Below are 19,276 nucleotides of genomic sequence, written 5' to 3'. Positions count from 1 at the left end.
CTTCAGAAGTCACCGCAGAAGCGGCTGAACTTAAGGTTCGAGTTGCGGGTAAATTAAACAACGCTTGAAAATAAGATTGTCGTTCTTGAATTGGTTCAGGAGCCTCATCCCAGAGACTTTCAAAAAATTAGAATTTTTTAACCTCACCATTCGGAAAAAATGCTATAAACTGGGTAATCTTTTATTAAAGATGACAAAATCTTTCCTTTGTGTCTTAGTGTCTTTGTGGTGTTTCTTCTATCAATACAAAAAAGACACCAAGATCGCTCTTAGTGTCTTAGTGTCTTAGTGGTTTTTATTCTCTCCTTAATTTAGTTTTTTGAAGGCGGTGAAGCTTCAGAAGTCACCGCAGAAGCGGCTGAACTTAAGGTTCGAGTTGCGGGTAAATTAAACAACGCTTGAAAATAAGATTGTCGTTCTTGAATTGGTTCAGGAGCCTCATCCCAGAGACTTTCAAAAAAGAAGAAAGACATCCCTAAACCCTGTTGACGCGCCGCTTGTACCTTCGCCTGAATCTGTCGCATCGGAACAGGTCGATTTCTTAAACCTGTGAGAATACCCACCCCAGTCGGAATTTTTTTGCGAACTTCTTGAACTTCTGGCCGCATAATTTCCGAAATAAAACTATTGATATCAGGACGATAAACCTGTACAATCAATTCATCTACTAAATTTTGTCGAACCCAACTCACCCAATCTTGTAGGTATGTATTGTAGGCTAAATGAAGAGGATTCGGAGAAATCGAAAAAATCGCATTCGGCTGTTTTTCTTTGATGGCTTTATTGAGTTTTTTAACAAATTGTGTGATTTGATTGGCTCGCCAACGCATCCAGGCTGGATCTTGGGGATTTGAAGGCGGATCAGCATTCATTTGTTGTCTGTAAAGCGAAATCGTATAGCGATCGTAGCCAAATTCATTGGGTAAACTGAGGTGATCATCAAACTGAATTCCATCGACGTTATATTGAGTAATCACTTCTAAAACTAAATCGGTGATTAACTTCTGAACTTCCGGATGAAATGGGTTTAGCCAAACGACTTCACCTGCGGCACTCATCCAAGTTTGACTTCCATCCCGTTTTTGAGTCAACCAATGAGGATGATTTAACGCCAATTCCGACGTCGGAGGCGCCATAAATCCAAACTCAAACCAGGGAATTACTAATAGGTTTTGCTGATGAGCAACTGTTGCTAATTCCTCTAAAATATCCTGTCCTTGTAATCCTTTGCGGATAAAAGGTTGAATCCCTGCGGCTTGGGCGATCGCACTCGGATAAAGCGCGTAGCCAGAATTCCACACAACTGGATAAATCGTGTTGAAGTTCAACCGTCCCAGTTGGCTAACTGCTTCTTGTAATTGGGGACGATCCCGCAGAATATCGGTATCGTTGCTAGTCATCCAAACGCCGCGAATTTCTTGGAAGGGTTGAGGATTGACAACAGCTTCGCTCTTGAAACTCGCCACCGAAACGGTGATCAACAATGTCAAAATGACCAAAGAAAGATATTTGAGAAATCCCATCGCCTGTTTTACGCGAATGTGACACCAACTTTTAGGGGTTAAACGCAATTTCATTGAATCCAATGGTGAATGAGCTTCCCAAATCCATTGAGGGTATTACTCAAGGATTGACAATTCTCAGCAAGCCTTTCTAACTTGCTAAAGAGAATCTTAAGACAGTTTACAGGAGAATGAGTATTTTAGCTGAGAAACTTGTGATCAATTTGCTGAAATTGGACAATTAAACCCTCTTATACCCCTCTTACACTGATTGGGAATTCTTGGGGCGATCCCGCTAATCCCCTGAACCTGCTACAACTTAGATTCAATCGTCTTTTGTAACGGATTTAGCTGTGTTGAACACTATCAATTCCTGTATAATCTCTGTTAAAGTTGGCTTGAAACGCTCATTTTATAAATTGTCCCAAAAACTAATCCGAGGAATTCTAATACTATGGAACGTTTACCCTTAGATAAGCTTGGTGCGAGGATTGACCCTAAAAATCCTTGTTTGATAGAGTTTTCCTTATTGATTCCCGAGATTTCTATTCAGAAAGATTATCAAGTTTTTGTCAAAATCATCCATGAAAATGACCAGTTTATACAAGACATTCAACCCCATAAATTTGAATTAAAACCCAGCCACTTAGATTATAAAAATGATTCACTCTCCCCAGACTATTGGTTAGGTCAAGTTCATCTCAAACCCGAGGATAAATATCATAAAAATTCCAGTTGGGGGAAAACGGGACGTTATGTTTATCGATATTGCTTGAAACTGCAAAATTCAGAAGATGAAATTGATTGGATTATTGATCCGTTTGCGCGAGAATTTGGCAGAGGAAAGGCATCGGCTGTGACGGTGGGACAAGAAGATTATCTCTGGAGTAAACACGAAGAAAAAGAATGGAAAACTCCAGCTTTAAAAGATTTAGTCATCTATGAATTGATGATCAGTGAGTTTGGTGTCAATCTCAAAGAAACAATTAAACGATTGGATTATCTAGCAGATCTCGGAGTTAATTGTATTAATTTAATGCCGATTTCTAATGTGGTGAATACCATAGACTGGGGGTATAAACCGATTGGCTATTTTGGAGTTGATGAGCGCTTTGGTAAGCCCAAACATTTGAAAAAGTTGGTTGATGAGGCTCATCTCAGAGGAATTGCTGTAATTTTAGATATGGTTTATTCCCACACAGATGAACATTTTGCTTATTGCTATTTGTACAGACAATTAAAACATAAAAATGTGTTGATGGGAGCTTTTGCAGAAGATGGTTTTGGGCAAATAGATGAATGTACAAACTTTAATCATCAGTTTATTCAAGACTTCTTTTTTACGGTTAACTGTTATTTATTGGAAGAATATCATATTGATGGTTTTCGGTATGATTTTGTTCCCGGATATTGGGACGGGCCAGAAGGGAAAGGCTATGCTAATTTAACCTATAACACTTACCAAGAAGTAAAAAGTAAAGCTGAAATTGTTCAACAAAAAGGTGCAAATTGGAAAAACTGGCAGAGATTTTTTAATAATGATACAATCAACCTGATTCAATGTGCTGAACAGTTACAAGATCCCAAAGGCGTTTTACAGCAAAGTTACAGCAATTGTACTTGGCAAAATCAAACCTTGTATACTTCTAAACAAGTGGCTCTTGGTAAAGAAAATTTATTCCACAGTTTAGCCTTAAGTTATAGTTTATACGGCTATCCGAATCAAGTGAGTAATCAGAATGATACTCTAGCTAAAACCGCCCTTCAATACATCGAAACCCACGATCATCCCCGATTTATTTGTAACTGGGGTTGTGAACCTTGTCAGAGTGAATATTTCTTAAAAGAAGGCGATCGCTATAACCACTGGTTCAAAGTTCAACCCTACCTCATGGGTATTTTAACAGCAAAAGGGATTCCTTTACTGTGGCAGGGTCAAGAATTTGCCGAAAATTATTATCTTCCACCAGAAGGTTCAATTCGAGTCGTGCTTTTTCGGCCCGTTCGTTGGGATTATTTCTATGATAGAATTGGTCAAAAAATGATCAGTTTAGTGCGTAAACTGATTAAACTACGCCGTGAGAAAGCTCAGTTTCGTTCGTTAAATGACGACAGTTACTATTTTGACAATCATTATGAACGTTACCAGTCTCATGGTGTTTTGATTCTCTATCGGAAACTGGATCAAGATGTTAGTCTCATTGCGCTGAATTTTACGGATCAAGATCAAACGATTCGATTCAAACTTCCTGATGCTTCCAACTTTCAGCTTCCCTCAAATTATAGCGGAAATTTTCAAGAAGAACTACATGGAAAAGATGATCCCATTTTAAACTTAGCAAACATTTTCCCAGACGAAGAACATGATTTAACTATTCCCAGTAACTATGGACGAATTTGGACTTTAACCTAACGTTTGAAAGTTTAAGGGCGTATGCCATACGCCCCTACTAGGGATTATTTAACAGTTCTAAAAGTGCTGCTTCTGAAGATCAGGTCTAAAAGAAAAAGCTGAGAGAATAAATTACAGCTCATTAATGATATGATCATCAATATGGAGTTAATTGGCAATGTTCCATCAAATTTCTGAGCGACAGATACACTTAATTCGGTGGTTTCTAACTTTGAGCTGGTTAGTTCTGATTCTTTCATTATTTTATGATCCTATTTCACCACAATTGACTGCTCCCAATCATCCTTGGAGTCCTTTCAGCTTCAATATAGAAACTTGTATTCAAGTGCAAGGAGTTTGCTTGGAACAAAAGCCCTATCCTTTAGGAACAACAATTTTCTGGGGTTTTGTGGTTCCCAGTGCAATTTTTATTCTGCTTGTTTTTGGACATGAACTGTGGCGGCGAATTTGTCCTCTATCATTTATATCTCAAATTCCCAGAGCATTAGGAATACAACGAAAACATCAAAAAATTAACTCACTAACAGGTGCAATACATCAGGAGGTTGTGAGAGTTCCTAAAAACTCATGGTTGTCTCGTAATCATTCCTATCTACAATTTGGCTTACTTTATGTCGGTTTGTGTGGTCGTCTTCTGTTTTTTAACGCAGAACCTTGGGCTTTAGGTTTAATTTGCTTAATCATCATTGCATCAGCAATTTTCGTCGGTTATCTCTATGACGGCAAATCCTGGTGTCAATACTTCTGTCCGATGTATCCCGTTCAAAGAATTTTTGGTGAACCGAGAGGGTTATTCACGAGCGAGGCTCATACCAGCAAGCAAACAATTACACAATCAATGTGTCGAGTTAGCAACTCTAAAAAAGATGAAAAAAGTAATTGTACTGGTTGTCAACATCCTTGTATTGATATTGATGCCGAAAAATCTTATTGGTCAGGAATTAATCAACCCAGCCGGAAATTTCTCTACTACGGCTATGTGGGCTTAGTGATTGGCTACTTTTTCTACTACAATCTCTATGCGGGAAACTGGAATTACTATTTATCAGGGATTTGGACACATGAGAACAATCAAATCGCAACCGTTATGGCTCCTGGATTTTATCTCTTTGGAAATCCTAGCCCAATTCCCAAGTTAGTTGCAGTTCCTCTAACACTCGGTTTGTTTACATGGGGAGGCTACTTCTGTGGAAGAAAACTCGAAAAAGTTTATATAACCTATCAACTTAAGCAGAATCCTAGACTTAGTTTAGAACAAATTCAAAATCAAATTTTTGCTCTCTGTACTTTCTTTATTTTCAACTTTTTCTTTCTATTTGGAAGTTATCCTGTCATGGGAATACTATCTAAAGTTGAAGTCCGTTTTATTGAGGAAATTGTGATTCTAGTCAGTGCATTATGGCTCGGCAGAACTTGGCAACGTAGTCTAAAACTCTACTTGAGTGAAAAACAAAATGATCAAACAAAATTTACTTCATAGTATCATATCATGTCCGACTAATCAATAATGATTCTGTAGGGGCGGGTTCAGTCAATATCTTTAGCACTACTGAGAGATTGAGATAAACCCGCCCCACCCCATAACAGAATTAATCAACCGGACATAATATCATCTCTTCTAAAGAGACAAGACTTGCATCATCAAACTTTTTCACGCTCTAAACCCTCAAAATTATATTAATTTGTTTAAGGGCATATGCCATAGGTCCCTACTGGGGATTATTTAACAGTTCTAACAGTGAGGCTTCGGATAACTGTTTAATTCCTAATTCTTCGGCTTTTGTGAGTTTAGAACCTGCATCTTCTCCGACAACGACATAATCCGTTTTTTTACTAACTGAACCCGTAACTTTTCCGCCTGCATTTTGAATTAACGTTTTGGCTTCATCTCGTTTTAAACTGGGTAACGTTCCCGTAAGAACAAAGGTTTTACCGGATAACGTTAAATCTTTTTTGGATGAACTCTCCGTTTTAGACGGTTGAGAAGCTAAATTTAATCCCTGTTGTTTTAACCGTTCCATTAACGTTTGATTAGCAGGAACTTTAAACCATTGATAAACGGCTTGGGCAATTTCTACCCCAATCCCATAAACCCCTTCAATATCGGCGGGTGTTGCTGTTGCTAACTGTTCAACACTGGGGAATTTTTGAGTTAATAACTCTGCATTCACACTCCCTACATGACGAATTCCCAACCCATATAATACCCTCGCCCAAGGTTTAGTTTTTGAAGTTTGAATTGCATTCACAATTTTTGTGGCTGATTTCTCGCCCATGCGTTCAAGTTGGGTGAGTTTTTCAACAGTTAATTCATACAAATCTGCAACAGAATCAACCAATTTTTGTTCAACAAACTGCTGAACTAATTTATCCCCAACGCCGTTAATATCCAACGCATCTCGACTACACCAATGAATCAAAGAACCCCGTAAAATTGCCGGACAAGAGGTGTTAATACAGCGTGTTACCGCCTCGTTTTGGGGCTTGACAACGGGTTGACCACAGTCCGGGCAGTGGGTGGGCATTTTGAAGCTTTGGGCGTTTGTAGGGCGTAATTCTGGCAGGATACGCACCACTTCGGGGATGATTTCTCCGGCTTTTCTAACAATAACAGTATCGCCAATATGCAGATCCAATTCCGCGATGCGATCGCTATTATGTAGTGTCGCCCGTTGTACGGTAGTTCCTGCGAGTTGGATGGGTTCTAACTCAGCGACGGGGGTTAAAGCCCCTGTGCGCCCCACTTGTACGGTAACGGCTTTCACTTGCGTGGGGGCTTCTTCGGCGGGATATTTGAGTGCGATCGCCCATCGGGGGAATTTTTGCGTAAAACCGAGTTGTTTTTGCAGGTTTAATGGGTTAATTTTAACAACAACGCCATCCGTCATGTAGGGTAAATTTTGGCGTCGGCTATCCCAGTCTTGAAAATAGGTTTGAACTTCCGTTAATGAGGGGCAAAGTTGACGGTTAGGATTGACTTTAAAGCCCATTTCTTGCAGCAATTCTAACGCATCTTGTTGAGTTTGCAATTCTGTTTCGTCTGGTAAATGTAGGGTATAAGCAAAAAAATCTAACTGTCTTTTTGCAACAATTTTTGAGTCTAGTTGTCTTAACGTTCCGGCTGCGGCGTTGCGAGGATTTGCGAATAGGCTTTCACCGTTTTGTTGACGTTCTTTATTAATGTTCGCAAAGATATTTAGGGATAAAAACGCCTCGCCTCTAACTTCTACAATAGGCGGGGGATTTTCTAATTTTAACCGCAAGGGAATAGAACGAATTGTTTTAACATTCTGGGTAATTTCTTCGCCTGTTACGCCATCTCCCCGCGTTGCACCTCGAATTAATAAGCCATTTTCGTAGGTTAAAGCCAGGGCAGAACCATCGATTTTAAGTTCACAAATGTAGAGAGGATCTGAATCTTTAATCTCGATTTCTTCAGTATTTTTAACTTTTTTCCAGCGTTGTTCCCAGGCTTTTAACTCTTCTGTATTAAAGGCATTTTCTAAACTATACAGAGGAATATTATGTTGAACGGATGTAAATTGTGTGGCGGGTTTTTCACCCACTCGTTGCGTCGGACTATCGGGAGTAATGAACTGAGGATAGTCTGTTTCAAGCTGTTGCAATTCTCGATACAACCGATCATAGACTGCATCTTCGATGATCGGTGCATCGAGAACATAATAGGCATAGCTAGCTTGTTGTAGCTGATGCCTAAGCTGTTGAACACGCTGTTGAGTTTCTACTGTTGGCTGTTCCACTGAATTTTCAATCAACTCCGCTCAACCATTATAGATTCAGTTCGGTTAATTCGCTAAATTTGGGCAGTTCTTTGGCTTCTGAATCAATGTCGCCCAAAGAAAGACTTCCATTGGAGTCAGCACCAAAACGGGTATTATTGATCTCTTGAATAATCCGAGATTCGTTTTCAACTTGGAACACATTCGCATACAAGTTAGCGACTACTTGTTTGCCTTCTTGAGTCAATTCCAAATATCTTAATGCCGCCGGAATATAAGGGAAAACACCATTCCAGTAAAATTTAGCGTAATTTTTGCGTAAATCTCCGGGCGTTTTGTAGCCGAGAACTTTATTAGTTCCGACTTCTTCAAACTCGTAGAATAATGCACTAATTTTCTTCAAATAGCGAGGATCACTGAGTTGACCTATTAAATCAGCCGCCCTTGCTAAACCCGAATAATTATTTCGATCTTGATAGGTTTCATCAGCCGGAACCGGAAAACGGGTGAGTTCAATATTGCGTTTCACTTGTTCAGCATCGATTAATTTATGTCCGCCAAATCGTTCATCAATCACCAATTTTCCTCGATCAACATGATAGGGAGTTAAACTCGCCGAGGTTGCCCCCACTGGGATCGTCACCATTCCATCCCCTATCCCAGTTGCATAAAGTCCATTGACTTCTTGATCGCAGCGACAAACCCCTTTGACATAACCAATATCGTGACATAATAAGGATATGATGAAGTGCAACCAATCCTCGGGAGTCACACCCCCTTCGCGAATGTGTTTACCCCGCATGATTTCCTGTCCGACTAATGTCACTAACATCGTATGTTCGACGTTGTGATAGAGGGCGTCGCAGTTGGCAATATTTTCTAATGCCATTGTGCCAACCCACGAAATAATTTCTGGGTAGTCTGGCTTATAACCGCCATAAGTACGACGGTATCCGGCTTGCAGTCTTTCTACAAAGGCATCTGTTAGAATAGCAGTTGCATTAAACATACTCAGAACTCAATTTTACTCTTGTAGGTTTTTAGATTTTTCAAGGATTCAAACTTGAAAAAACTTCCGAGCAGATTCGTCGTCTGACTGTTGCTAATTACTGAGCAAGTTTCTATACAGTTACGAGTTGATCCTATTATATTTCGACTCTCAATTTTTAGCGAGGATCATGCTTGACATTTTTAACGTCAATTTAGCCCAGAGGGTAGAGAATTTGTTGAGTGTAAATACCTTCTACCCTCTATTTTTGCAAGTCAAACTCTCTTGAGTTGTTAACGGCGTCGTCTCGCGCCACCCCCGGATCGACTCCTGGAAGTGCCACTCCCAAAGCTAGGGGTTCGTTTTTGCGTCGGAGAAGGACGAGTTTGATTGGGTTGTCGTTGCAAGTCACTCGCACCCACTCCTGATCCTGTCGAACGACTCCCATTTCCAGAAGGAGAACGAGTCGTGCGGTTGTTAGAAGGGGATGCAACAGTTCCAGTGGTTCGGAGAACTTGGCGATTTCTCACCGCAGGAGGCGGGGAATTATAACGGGAACTATAATCGCGAACAGCACTATCATAGGTATTGCCATAACCGCCATAACCGACTAAGTTACCACCGGGTTGATAAACGGGAGGAACGTAATAGCGGGGTGCAAACAAAGTATTGGCGATCGCACTGCCGATAAAAGCCCCAGCAAAAGGTTGCCAGAAACTCGACTGTTGACGCACGACAACCACTTCCTGTTGTCCTGTAGAGGGATTCGTTCGGGTTTCAGTAACATTGTGAACGTATTGTATTTTAAAGTCTTCCGTCAGATACAATGTGGCTTGATTGCCTTGAATTTGAGCGTAAGTTCCTTTTCCCGCTTGAATTTGTTCATCCGTCAGACGCGCCATTTGTAGGTTTGTCGTCCGATAAACAGGCGGGGTTCCGGCTGGGGTATTGAGCAGCATCAGGGTATATTCACCGTTAGCATCGTTATATTCGGCTTGCTGAACGGGATATTCACCAACGTTAGCCTGTGTTCGATTTTGGCTAGCCGTTTGAGTCGGAGTTTGATTAGTGGTTGTGTTCGACGAACCACAGGCGAGGGTTGTCCAGCACAACGACAGCGACATTAAAACAATGATCAATTTACGCAACATAAATCAAAATTAGATTTTCTTAGGATGGAATTTTGAAAACAGCTTTGGGGTTTTGCGAGCATCATTCTAGAGCGGGATCAGTTCCGGAAAGTTCTGCAACAGTTGATCACTGGTGAGTTCATCTCCAAAACGGGCGGGAGAATAGTGAATTTGAACCGCTCGTAGGCGATTTTGATAATGCAGATTCATGATAGTTTTTAAGCCTTGCTGCATGGCTTCCACACTCGCTAAATCGGTTTCGAGATCCGGAACTTCCCCTTCACAGGCGATGGTTATCATCACCACGAGATTGGCTGTTGTCGGTAAAGACAACGGTTGATCATCGCGGTTGGCTAGATTTTCTAACGGTTGGGAGAGATAGCGTTGAGCCGAGTCGGTGAACAGTTCATCAACATAATCGGCAGTTTCCCCTTCATTCCAGAGAACATCACCTTCATTGCTCGCCGATTGCCAATAGATATAGTATTGCAGTAGGTTTTGACAAATTTCAACCAGTCCCTCCCCCAACACTTCGAGATCCCCTTCCGCATCTATGGTATTACGAGCGACTTGGTTGAGAACACCGAGTAACGGTGAAACCTCCGTTCCCCCTAAATGCAGAAATAGGCGACAGACGACAAAGCGAGTTTTGCCGATAAATTGATTAAAACGATTGCCAAGAGAAGCCATGACTGAGTTACTCCCGATGGAAATTGGAGTGAATTGAGCTATAGTTCTAGGATATCGCGTTTATTTGTTGATACAATCCCCCTACAGATTCGGTTGAGAACACCTGAAACTCTTTCACCTGGGTTGTAATTTCAATCAACGATTATTTGGAATAATTCCATGAGTCTTCAGTCCTCCCCATCCTCTCCCGACCCCTTGCCCACTTCTGAAAAGCTGAATTTTGCAACGAAACTCGCCTATGGTGCAGGTGATCTGGGTACGGCAATTACGGCTAATCTTCTATCTTTTGTATTGTTGGTTTTTTTAACGAATGTCGCGGGTTTACCTGCGGGACTTGCTGGCAGTGTTTATATGATTGGCAAAGTCACCGATGCGATTAATGATCCGATTATTGGGGTACTCAGCGATCGCACCGTTCATCCTTTGGGACGGCGTTATCCTTGGATGATTTTTGGGGCGATTCCCTTTGGGATTTTCTTCTTTTTACAGTGGATTGTTCCCAGTACCAATGTTTGGGTTTTGTTTTGGTACTACGTTATTATTTCGGTGATTTTTAATCTCCTTTATACCATTGTTAATTTACCTTATGCCGCTCTCACGCCTGAACTCACATCGGATTACCACGAACGCACCAGTCTGAATAGTTTTCGTTTTGCTTTTTCCATTGGAGGGAGTATTTTTTCCTTGGTTTTAGCCTTGGTCATCGCGACAATATTCCCAGATGATCTGAAAAAACAATATCTGATTTTAGGTTTGGTTTGTGGAATTCTCTCGGTTTTACCGATTTTTTGGTGTTTTTTAGGCACTCGTCATCGCACTTTAAGACCTAAAACCTCGGATAGTTTAACCGATTCATCCTCAAATTTACCTTTGTTAGAACAAGTTAAAATTGTCTTTCAAAATCGTCCGTTTTTATATGTTACCGGAATTTATTTGTGTTCTTGGCTAGGGGTTCAACTCACTGCGGCGATTCTTCCCTACTATGTTGAAAATCGCATGAAGCTTTCAACGATTGATTTTTATTTGACAGCTATCTCGGTTCAGGGTACGGCGATTCTCATGTTATTTGTTTGGAGTGCTATCAGTAAACGCTATGGTAAAAAAATTGTTTATTTTATGGGGGTGAGTTTATGGATTATTGCTCAAATCGGATTGTGGTTTCTGCAACCCGGTCAGATTTCTCTGATGTATATTTTAGCCATTATTGCGGGTTTTGGGGTGTCAACGGCTTATCTGATTCCTTGGTCAATGATACCGGATGTGGTTGATTTAGATGAGTTGAATACGGGTAAAAGACGCGAAGGAATTTTTTATTCGTTTATGGTCTTTTTACAAAAATTAGGATTAGCTGGGGGATTGTTTCTCGTCGGACAAGCTTTGGAAATTTCGGGCTTTATGGAACGAGTTCCCGGACAAGCACTCCCCCAACAACCGGATTCTGCTATTTTTGCTATTCGGTTTGCGATCGCCCCGATTCCAGCTATTGTACTAATATGTGGGATCATTCTCACCTATTTCTATCCGATTACCGAAGCGGTTCATGGTGAAATTTTGTTGAAATTGAACGAACGCAAAACCCAAAAGTTGAGTGATTAATTTTTAGTCTTTGACAGAAGTTTTCCGCTTCGGTACGGAAACAGAGGTTTTCCGACGAGTTGAGGGAGATTTCCGTTTCTTCGGTAGAGTTTTTTGAGAAAAGAATCTGATCATCCCTGGAGTTTTAAGCCGTTTATTCACCAAGTTTGATAGAAATCCCCCTAAGCCTTGAGTTTGAATTCGTTTGTACGCTGATCCTCCCCAGTCGCTTAGGTAATGACCCATTGCACCTAATTCTAAACCGATAAAAATTGCTAACCACTCGGTTGAATGTTGGGATAGCGATCGCAGTATCATTCGAGCCAGTTCAGATAAACTCCAGTCTACCTCCCAAACCCCTCGAGCAATTACGGCTACAGGCGTCGCCAAAATGATCACCCAAACGCTTAGGTACAAGACTCGTACTGCTGTCCCAATGATCGGCCCATGAGACAAGAACGAGCGATGACGGACACTCTTTTGATAGGGAAGCCACAACCAACGCAACCACCCCCAGCGTTGAAAATGGTAGGAGCGTTGAATATCGAGATCAGGGCCAAACATCAAGCCACTAAATAGAAAACAACCCGCCACAATTAGGGTAAGATGGCTGCTGCGAGTTTGCCCTAATGTCCAACCTGTGACAACAGGTAAGATCCACAGGGTAATGCGATCGTGAGTTTGGCCAGAAGGCATAAGCAACAGCTCAACAAATTTCTGATTTGAGCAAATAAATTGTTCCTATTTTACAGTTTGGTGCTATAATAGTGAAACAACGAAAAACGGGCGATTAGCTCAGTGGTAGAGCGCCTGCCTTACAAGCAGGATGTCACTGGTTCAAGTCCAGTATCGCCCATACAAAACTACCTGATTTCAGTCTCTCTCAGACCCTATTTTAGCCCCAAAGTGGATAGCAATGTGGATAAACTGATTATCCGCTATAGACTGATTGCTTTGGCTTTGAGAGCCAACTTCTAGAAGTTGATGTGTATTGATAGAACGGAGAGGGAGGGATTCGAACCCTCGTATACATTACTGCATAACAGCATTTCCAGTGCTGCGCCTTCAACCACTCGGCCACCTCTCCACAGAAAAGCAATATTCTATTGACTTACCGAATTATCATAATAGCAGAACAGCAAGATATTTTGCAAGCGCGATCATCAAAAACTTTCCACAGGGATTGAATTTAACCGATCGCCCAATCCCCGCTATAATGACTGGGGGACAATAGACCCTAAATCTTGCAACCGTCTGTTTATCCAGAAAGCGACATTGACAACTCCCATCGTTAAAAACGAGGAATTCTTCCTTCACAGTTCAACGCCTTACAAAGGTACTGCCTTTGTAAGGTCTGACTCGAACTCCAGAAGCACTAACGAGATGCCCTCCCGCCATGCCAGTTGCTCTCTTGCGTTGGCGTAGCCTGCCGCAAAGCGGCTTACTTCCTCCACGCAGGCGTGACCCCAAGATCGGAGTTCGCGCTCTTCGACGGAGACCGTCAAGACCGCACTGGCTCAAAAGTCGTAAACCTTCATTTCTAATGTTGATTGCCGCATTTATGTCCCTGTCATGCTCAGTCTGACAATTCAAGCAAGTCCAGTTTCTAATATCGAGAGGTAAACTGCTAACTTGATTCAAACAAATATGACAGGTTTTTGAAGAAGGAAAGAATCTATCTATTTCTAGGTAAGTTTTCCCGTCCCATTCGGCTTTGTATTTGAGTAGGGTGCAAAACATTCCCCAACCCGCATCTGCTATAGACTTGGCGAGTTTGTGGTTTTTGACCATCCCTTTGACGGCTAGATTTTCTACAACGATGACTTGGTTCTCGTCAACTAATTTACGACTGAGTTTGTGTAGAAAATCTTCTCGACAACGGCTAATTTTTTGATGCACTTTAGCAACAACAACCCTCGCCTTGTTTCTATTGTTTGAGCCTTTTTGCTTTCGGCTCAGACGTTTTTGATGAATGGCTAACTTTTTCTCAGATCGACGATAGTATTTAGGATTACCGTGCTTGCTTCCATCGGAAGTAATCGCAAAGTGAGTCAGTCCGACATCAATTCCTACTGCTTTTCCTTCGCTACTAGACTCGGGCTTCTGTTTGCCATCCTCATAGAGACAGGATGCGTAATACTCGCCAGTTGCAGTCAGAGAAATTGTCACTGACTTCAGAGTACCAATAGGCAGGCGAGAGACTCGACAGTAGACTTTTTTGAGTTTGGGCAAAATCAGGTAATCGCCATCTAACTTGCACCCTTGAGGAAATCGAATAGACTGCCTTTTCTGCTTGCTTTTAAAGCGGGGATATCTGGCTCTCCCTTCAAAAAAGTTGAGAAAAGCGCCCGACAGATCTAAAGCGGCTTGTTGCAAGACTTGAGAAGGGGCTTCTTTTAACCATTCATATTCTTTTTTGAGCTTTGGCAAAAGTTTGATGATGTCATTGCGACTTAAACCTTTGCCCGTTTCTTTGTAGGTTTTGGATGTTAACTCAAGCCCGTAGTTGTAAAACCAACGTACCGAACCAAAGGACTTGGCTAGCAAGACCTGTTGCTCAGAGGTTGGATATATACGGTACTTATAGGCTTTTAACATTTACTTGCCAAAGTTTTTCTACTATGATAGCCTAGTTGGCTGCTATTCATCCCATCACTGAAAGTGAGGGTCTTCTAGCTATTTTGAGATAAAATCTTTTATGTCCCGTTATTACACCATTCGGATTCATTATCCCCAGAAGAACCAACTCTACACCGTTCAAGTTCCAGATGATCGCTACATCTTGCAATGTGCGGAAAATCAAGGCGTTGATTTACCCTTTTCCTGTCGCAATGGCGCTTGTACCACCTGTGCGGTACGGGTGATCTCGGGTGATCTCTATCAACCCGAAGCAATGGGACTTTCACCGGAACTGCAAAAAGAAGGTTATGCTTTACTGTGCGTCAGTTATCCGCGTTCGGACCTGGAAGTGGAAACTCAAGACGAAGACGAAGTTTATGAACTCCAGTTTGGACGCTACTTTGGCAAAGGGAAAGTAACAGCAGGATTGCCTTTAGATGAAGATTAACAGACTCTGGGGATTACTATCTCAAAAAAGAGGAATATTTTTCCTGTTTTCTGTGATTTTAGTCGCTATCTGCTTATTTTTGGTAAGCTGTTCCACGCCTGAACCTCCACCGCTTGGAGTGATCAGTCGAGTTGAACGAGTCGTCAGTGGACAAACTCTCGAAATTATTGATCCTCGTAGTGTTGTCCCTGCACTACAATCAGTAAGGTTGATTGGGATTGCAGCGCCCGACTTGAAGCAAGAACCTTGGGGACTGCTAGCCCAGCGTTACCTTGAACAAGTGGGTTTGGGAAAAGAGATTTTACTAGAGTCTGATCGCGAACAGCGCGATCGCTACAACCGCGTGTTAGCCTATGTGTGGTTGGATGGGGTACTGATCAATGAGCAACTGATCAAACAGGGTTATGTTCTCGCTGAAGAACAGATTCCCAATACAAAATATAGTCAACGTTTGCTCTATGCTCAGTATGAAGCGCGAATTCTAGCTCAAGGAATTTGGAACCCCCAACAACCGTTGCGTCTAACTCCGGCTGAGTTTCGCCGTCAGAATGAGCAAAAGTAATCACAGATGAATACACTAAACATAACCCCCGATCAACTCCAAACGTTCTTAGATATTGCCACTCTCGCGGCTGAAGCAGGCGGTGCTGTCTTACAATCTTGTTTAGGGAATCTCCAAGATATTCAAGAAAAGGGGAGATCAGGAGATTTAGTCACAGAAGCCGATAAAGCCTCGGAAGCTGCGGTTCTTGATATTCTCAAGCGTCATGCTAGCGATCATGCTATTCTCACAGAAGAATCTGGTGAATTGGGAAATCAGGATAGCCTGTTTCTTTGGGCAATTGATCCCTTAGATGGAACGACAAATTTTGCTCATCAATATCCTTTTTTCTCAACTTCCGTTGCTTTACTAATTGACGGTATTCCCTCTGTCGGAGCGGTTTTTGATCCTTGGCGGAGTGAACTTTTTCGCGCCGCTAAAGGCTTGGGTGCGACTCGTAACCGTCAACCCATTGATGTTTCTAAAACCGATAACTTAGCCAATAGTTTACTGGTGACGGGGTTTGCTTACGATCGCCGAGAAACTGCTGATAATAACTATGCAGAATTTTGTCATCTGACTCATCTAACTCAAGGGGTGCGGCGAGGCGGATCGGCGGCGTTAGACTTGTCTTATGTGGCTTGTGGGCGCTTAGATGGATATTGGGAACGAGGACTATCTCCTTGGGATATTGCGGCGGGTATTGTGATTTTAGAGGAAGCCGGAGGTAAAGTTACTGCCTATGATAGCAGTCCTCTGGAACTTAAATCGGGTCGGATTCTCGCCACAAATGGTTATCTACACGCCAGTTTAAGTCAAGCGTTAATGGAAACGCCACCGCTATCGTCTTGGTCATAGGAATAACACATCACTGAAAGGGTTCAAATTTAGTTAAAATGCAATTAGGGGCTATAACATTAGCCACAAGTTTGATCGCTAGTTTAAAAACTCTTGAAAAACTAACTTGATGGGTGTGTCTGTAGAAACGGTAAATTTTTAAAAGTTGTAGCCTGAAATTTCTCCTAAACTGGGGGAATTTCAGTCAGTCAAAACCGTTAAGTCTGATGGAGTGCTGATTTCTCTAAACGATCAGGCTAATATTGTATTTAAAGCAATGAGAACTGTTAACATTGCGCTAGTCAGTAAGGAAGGCAAGAGCTTATGTCTTTTGAAGTAAAAAAAGGATTATTTCTACTGGGATTTACAGATAGTCATGCTATTTTAGGCGTTCCTCTCAATGCAGAGTTTTCTGATATTCGCAAGCGATATACAAGAATTGCTCGGCGTTTACATCCTGATACTTGTCCGTTTAAAAAACCCGAGGAAAAAGAGTTAGCCAAGCAGTTATTAGCGAAGTTAGTCAGTCCGGCTTATAACCGATTTTCTAAGGAAAGCGAACGCAAAGAATACGAACTGCTGTTAAAAACGATTGGTGAGCGAGTCGTTAAAGAACAGCGTACCCTCACACTTCACAGTGATATTGCTAAACAAATTTTAACGGCAGCAAATTATCAACAAACTTACGAAACTTTACTTGAACAACTTGCACAAAAACAGTATGAGTCTCCTCAGCAGGTTTTAGAGGTTGTCGGTAAAATTAGTGAATTAAATCAAGCTTATTTATTGCGAAAAGCAGCAAAAGGGGGTTCGGCGACACCAACTCCAGCACCTACCCCTCAACCCAAGTCAGAGACACCCGCGCCCACACCAACGCCCCCGAAAAAAGATTCTGCTGTCGAACAAGCTTGTAGTCGGGCTGAAAAGTTGATGGCTATTCAAAACTACGCCCAAGCTATTTTAGAACTCAAGGATGCCATCAGACAAGAACCTGAAAATAGTCGCTGTCATGGTTTACTGGGTTTAGCCTATCTTGGACAAAATCAACCTAAACTCGCAACGCCTCACGTTAAACGGGCTTTACAACTTGATCCTAAACAACCCCAAGCCTTAGAAGCGAAAAAACAACTCGAAAAAGCCGCTCCACCCAAAGGGAAACCGCCTCAACAAAAGCCAGGGGGTGGTTTGTTTGGGGGTTTATTTGGCGGCGGTAAGAAGAAATAACAACAGTAGAACGACCAAAATGTGATATTCTAACGCCGAACTCCCCCTTGCAAACATCCCCTAATCTACAATCAAAATTTCAGGTTATGGTTCATCAACTCCCTCTCGGCGCCCGAGATCTACTTCCCCTCGATGTGACTCAAAAACTTTGGATCGAACACCGTTTACAGCAGGTGTTTCACCGTTGGGGCTATCATCGGATCATTACCTCGACGCTGGAACGTTTAGATACCCTGATGGCGGGAGGTGCGGTTCAACGTTCAACGGTTATTCAGTTACTCGAAGCCGAAGATCAAGGTCTAGGACTGCGGCCCGAATTAACCGCTTCTATCGCTCGAACAGTTGTCACTCGTATGGCGGGTTCGAGTTGGTGGCCGCAACGCTTGTATTACAATGCTAATATTTTCCGCAAAGGTGGCAAAACCAACTACGGCGGTCAGCAGGAATTTTATCAAGCAGGCGTTGAATTATTGGGTGCAGGCGGTTTGCTGGCTGATAGTGAGATTTTACTTTTGGTACTGGAGTGTTTGCAGGGTTTGGGGTTGAGTAACTGTCATTTAATTTTAGGTGAAGCCGGACTGACGCGATCGCTTTTATCTCTGTTTCCAGCCAAGCTACAAGAGCCTGTAAGAGAAGCGATCGCTAATTTAGATCGAATCACCCTAGAAACGTTACCCATGTCCCAGGAGTTGCGAGAACGGGCGTTATTTCTATTTGACTTGCGGGGACAACCGGAAGATGTTCTTTCCCAGGTGGCGCAATTGGAGTTAGACGCTGAACAACAGCAAGCTTTGAATAATCTAAAATCTTTAATTGACTTGTTGCAAAACTGTTATTCGCCTCAGATTTCTCAGCCCAAAATAGTTCTTGATTTGAGTTTAATTCAAACGTTTGACTACTACACAGGGATTGTGTTTGATGTCGTTAGTAATAGCGAGTCAGGAGCGCGAGTTTTAGCTCAGGGTGGACGCTATGATGAACTGTTAGGACTTTATCATCCTCAAGGGAAAACTGAACCGGGAATAGGATTTTCTTTTAATATTGAAGACTTGCATCAGGTTTTATTGGGGATGAATCAACTTCCTCAACAAGCACCTTCGAGTGATTGGTTAGTTGTTCCTGAAACGCCTCAAGCTTATGCTGCGGCTTTTGCTTATGCGGAGAAATTGAGAGAATCAACTCAATTAGTTCGAGTCGAAATGGAGTTAGGGCGTCGGGAAAATATCGAAGATTTACGAGATTATGCTCGTCGTCGAGGAATTCATCAAATTGCTTGGGTAAACGGGGAAGGAATTCCAAGAATTGAAACCGTTAATTAGATTATCATGATCGCCCCCAAACCCCCAATGATGGCAGGGCTGTTTCATTCTCGACCCGAAATTTGATGACCTAACCCCCCAACCCCCTTCCCTACCTCTCCCTAGCCCTCTCCTACCTCTCCCTAACCCTCTCCTACGAGGAGAGGGAAAAGGTGTCCCCGACGGGACTATTTATTAATCGAGAGGGAAAAGGAAAAAAGTTTTTTATTTGGAAGGAGGAGTAATTAATAGTTTTAGATATTTAGTAATC

Annotated in this window: 15 protein-coding genes and 2 tRNA genes; 9 read left to right on the top strand and 8 right to left on the bottom strand. The window is 42.1% G+C overall.

What is annotated here, in order from left to right:
- Nucleotides 1-311: 311 nt before the first annotated feature.
- Entirely contained in the window at nt 312-1,577 is a 1,266-nt protein-coding gene (locus tag VB836_RS27660) for a glycoside hydrolase family 10 protein (RefSeq protein WP_323224395.1), read from the bottom strand.
- A gap of 379 nt (nt 1,578-1,956) precedes the next feature.
- On the opposite strand from VB836_RS27660, the gene VB836_RS27655 reads away from it, so the two are divergent.
- Nucleotides 1,957-3,915, top strand: coding sequence for an alpha-amylase family glycosyl hydrolase (locus VB836_RS27655; RefSeq protein WP_323224393.1), 1,959 nt, complete (start codon nt 1,957-1,959; stop codon nt 3,913-3,915).
- Nucleotides 3,916-4,180: 265 nt separating this feature from the next.
- Nucleotides 4,181-5,395, top strand: a complete 1,215-nt coding sequence (locus VB836_RS27650; protein WP_323224391.1) for a 4Fe-4S binding protein — start codon at nt 4,181-4,183, stop codon at nt 5,393-5,395.
- A 229-nt stretch (nt 5,396-5,624) separates the two neighbouring features.
- On the opposite strand, the gene ligA is transcribed toward VB836_RS27650, so the two are convergent.
- The 4 genes from ligA to VB836_RS27630 all read right to left on the bottom strand — a co-directional run bounded on the left by ligA (nt 5,625) and on the right by VB836_RS27630 (nt 10,463).
- Nucleotides 5,625-7,676 (bottom strand): NAD-dependent DNA ligase LigA, encoded by a 2,052-nt coding sequence (ligA, locus tag VB836_RS27645; protein WP_323224389.1) that lies wholly within the window; start codon nt 7,674-7,676, stop codon nt 5,625-5,627.
- A gap of 28 nt (nt 7,677-7,704) precedes the next feature.
- Nucleotides 7,705-8,664, bottom strand: coding sequence for an Npun_R2479 family HD domain-containing metalloprotein (locus VB836_RS27640; RefSeq protein ID WP_046278703.1), 960 nt, complete (start codon nt 8,662-8,664; stop codon nt 7,705-7,707).
- A 272-nt stretch (nt 8,665-8,936) separates the two neighbouring features.
- Nucleotides 8,937-9,794, bottom strand: coding sequence for a hypothetical protein (locus VB836_RS27635; protein WP_323224386.1), 858 nt, complete (start codon nt 9,792-9,794; stop codon nt 8,937-8,939).
- A gap of 66 nt (nt 9,795-9,860) precedes the next feature.
- Complete coding sequence (locus VB836_RS27630; RefSeq protein ID WP_323224383.1) at nt 9,861-10,463, bottom strand: DUF1517 domain-containing protein; 603 nt, start codon at nt 10,461-10,463, stop codon at nt 9,861-9,863.
- 159 nt (nt 10,464-10,622) lie between these two features.
- On the opposite strand from VB836_RS27630, the gene VB836_RS27625 reads away from it, so the two are divergent.
- Nucleotides 10,623-12,059 carry an MFS transporter gene (locus tag VB836_RS27625; RefSeq protein ID WP_323224382.1) on the top strand — a complete coding sequence of 479 codons (1,437 nt, stop codon included), beginning with the start codon at nt 10,623-10,625 and terminating at the stop codon, nt 12,057-12,059.
- Between the two features lie 3 nt (nt 12,060-12,062).
- Here the strand turns inward: VB836_RS27625 and VB836_RS27620 are convergent, their stop codons facing one another.
- Nucleotides 12,063-12,734 (bottom strand): metal-binding protein, encoded by a 672-nt coding sequence (locus VB836_RS27620; RefSeq protein WP_046278699.1) that lies wholly within the window; start codon nt 12,732-12,734, stop codon nt 12,063-12,065.
- Between the two features lie 88 nt (nt 12,735-12,822).
- On the opposite strand from VB836_RS27620, the gene VB836_RS27615 reads away from it, so the two are divergent.
- Nucleotides 12,823-12,894: transfer RNA gene (locus VB836_RS27615), tRNA-Val, on the top strand.
- 144 nt (nt 12,895-13,038) lie between these two features.
- On the opposite strand, the gene VB836_RS27610 is transcribed toward VB836_RS27615, so the two are convergent.
- Nucleotides 13,039-13,125: transfer RNA gene (locus tag VB836_RS27610), tRNA-Ser, on the bottom strand.
- A 233-nt stretch (nt 13,126-13,358) separates the two neighbouring features.
- Nucleotides 13,359-14,636, bottom strand: a complete 1,278-nt coding sequence (locus tag VB836_RS27605) for an RNA-guided endonuclease InsQ/TnpB family protein (RefSeq protein WP_323224379.1) — start codon at nt 14,634-14,636, stop codon at nt 13,359-13,361.
- A 100-nt stretch (nt 14,637-14,736) separates the two neighbouring features.
- Here VB836_RS27605 and VB836_RS27600 point away from each other — a divergent pair, with 100 nt between their 5' ends.
- From VB836_RS27600 to VB836_RS27580, 5 genes are all read left to right on the top strand, one after another.
- Nucleotides 14,737-15,105 carry a 2Fe-2S iron-sulfur cluster-binding protein gene (locus VB836_RS27600; RefSeq protein WP_046281992.1) on the top strand — a complete coding sequence of 123 codons (369 nt, stop codon included), beginning with the start codon at nt 14,737-14,739 and terminating at the stop codon, nt 15,103-15,105.
- Entirely contained in the window at nt 15,095-15,667 is a 573-nt protein-coding gene (locus VB836_RS27595; RefSeq protein WP_323224376.1) for a thermonuclease family protein, read from the top strand. The genes VB836_RS27600 and VB836_RS27595 overlap by 11 nt, the downstream gene beginning before the upstream one ends.
- 6 nt (nt 15,668-15,673) lie before the next feature.
- On the top strand, nt 15,674-16,504 hold the full coding sequence (locus tag VB836_RS27590) for an inositol monophosphatase family protein (protein WP_407659779.1): 831 nt from the start codon (nt 15,674-15,676) through the stop codon (nt 16,502-16,504).
- A 303-nt stretch (nt 16,505-16,807) separates the two neighbouring features.
- Nucleotides 16,808-17,707 carry a J domain-containing protein gene (locus VB836_RS27585; protein WP_323224373.1) on the top strand — a complete coding sequence of 300 codons (900 nt, stop codon included), beginning with the start codon at nt 16,808-16,810 and terminating at the stop codon, nt 17,705-17,707.
- An 86-nt stretch (nt 17,708-17,793) separates the two neighbouring features.
- Nucleotides 17,794-19,026 (top strand): ATP phosphoribosyltransferase regulatory subunit, encoded by a 1,233-nt coding sequence (locus VB836_RS27580; RefSeq protein WP_323224371.1) that lies wholly within the window; start codon nt 17,794-17,796, stop codon nt 19,024-19,026.
- Nucleotides 19,027-19,276: the final 250 nt, after the last annotated feature.

Origin of the sequence: Limnoraphis robusta BA-68 BA1 (assembly GCF_034932365.1) — a bacterium.
Taxonomy (GTDB): Bacteria; Cyanobacteriota; Cyanobacteriia; order Cyanobacteriales; family Microcoleaceae; genus Capilliphycus; species Capilliphycus robustus.
This window is presented reverse-complemented; position numbering and strand designations above follow the sequence as displayed.

What these genes read in the sequence shown, in the direction of transcription:
- VB836_RS27630 (WP_323224383.1), bottom strand. Translation starts at nt 10,463, where the DNA reads ATGGCTTCTCTTGGCAATCGTTTTAATCAATTTATCGGCAAAACTCGC.
- VB836_RS27605 (WP_323224379.1), bottom strand. Translation starts at nt 14,636, where the DNA reads ATGTTAAAAGCCTATAAGTACCGTATATATCCAACCTCTGAGCAACAG.
- VB836_RS27635 (WP_323224386.1), bottom strand. Translation starts at nt 9,794, where the DNA reads ATGTTGCGTAAATTGATCATTGTTTTAATGTCGCTGTCGTTGTGCTGG.
- VB836_RS27600 (WP_046281992.1), top strand. Translation starts at nt 14,737, where the DNA reads ATGTCCCGTTATTACACCATTCGGATTCATTATCCCCAGAAGAACCAA.
- VB836_RS27625 (WP_323224382.1), top strand. Translation starts at nt 10,623, where the DNA reads ATGAGTCTTCAGTCCTCCCCATCCTCTCCCGACCCCTTGCCCACTTCT.
- VB836_RS27590 (WP_407659779.1), top strand. Translation starts at nt 15,674, where the DNA reads ATGAATACACTAAACATAACCCCCGATCAACTCCAAACGTTCTTAGAT.
- VB836_RS27655 (WP_323224393.1), top strand. Translation starts at nt 1,957, where the DNA reads ATGGAACGTTTACCCTTAGATAAGCTTGGTGCGAGGATTGACCCTAAA.
- VB836_RS27660 (WP_323224395.1), bottom strand. Translation starts at nt 1,577, where the DNA reads ATGAAATTGCGTTTAACCCCTAAAAGTTGGTGTCACATTCGCGTAAAA.
- VB836_RS27620 (WP_046278699.1), bottom strand. Translation starts at nt 12,734, where the DNA reads ATGCCTTCTGGCCAAACTCACGATCGCATTACCCTGTGGATCTTACCT.
- VB836_RS27585 (WP_323224373.1), top strand. Translation starts at nt 16,808, where the DNA reads ATGTCTTTTGAAGTAAAAAAAGGATTATTTCTACTGGGATTTACAGAT.
- VB836_RS27595 (WP_323224376.1), top strand. Translation starts at nt 15,095, where the DNA reads ATGAAGATTAACAGACTCTGGGGATTACTATCTCAAAAAAGAGGAATA.
- VB836_RS27580 (WP_323224371.1), top strand. Translation starts at nt 17,794, where the DNA reads ATGGTTCATCAACTCCCTCTCGGCGCCCGAGATCTACTTCCCCTCGAT.
- VB836_RS27640 (WP_046278703.1), bottom strand. Translation starts at nt 8,664, where the DNA reads ATGTTTAATGCAACTGCTATTCTAACAGATGCCTTTGTAGAAAGACTG.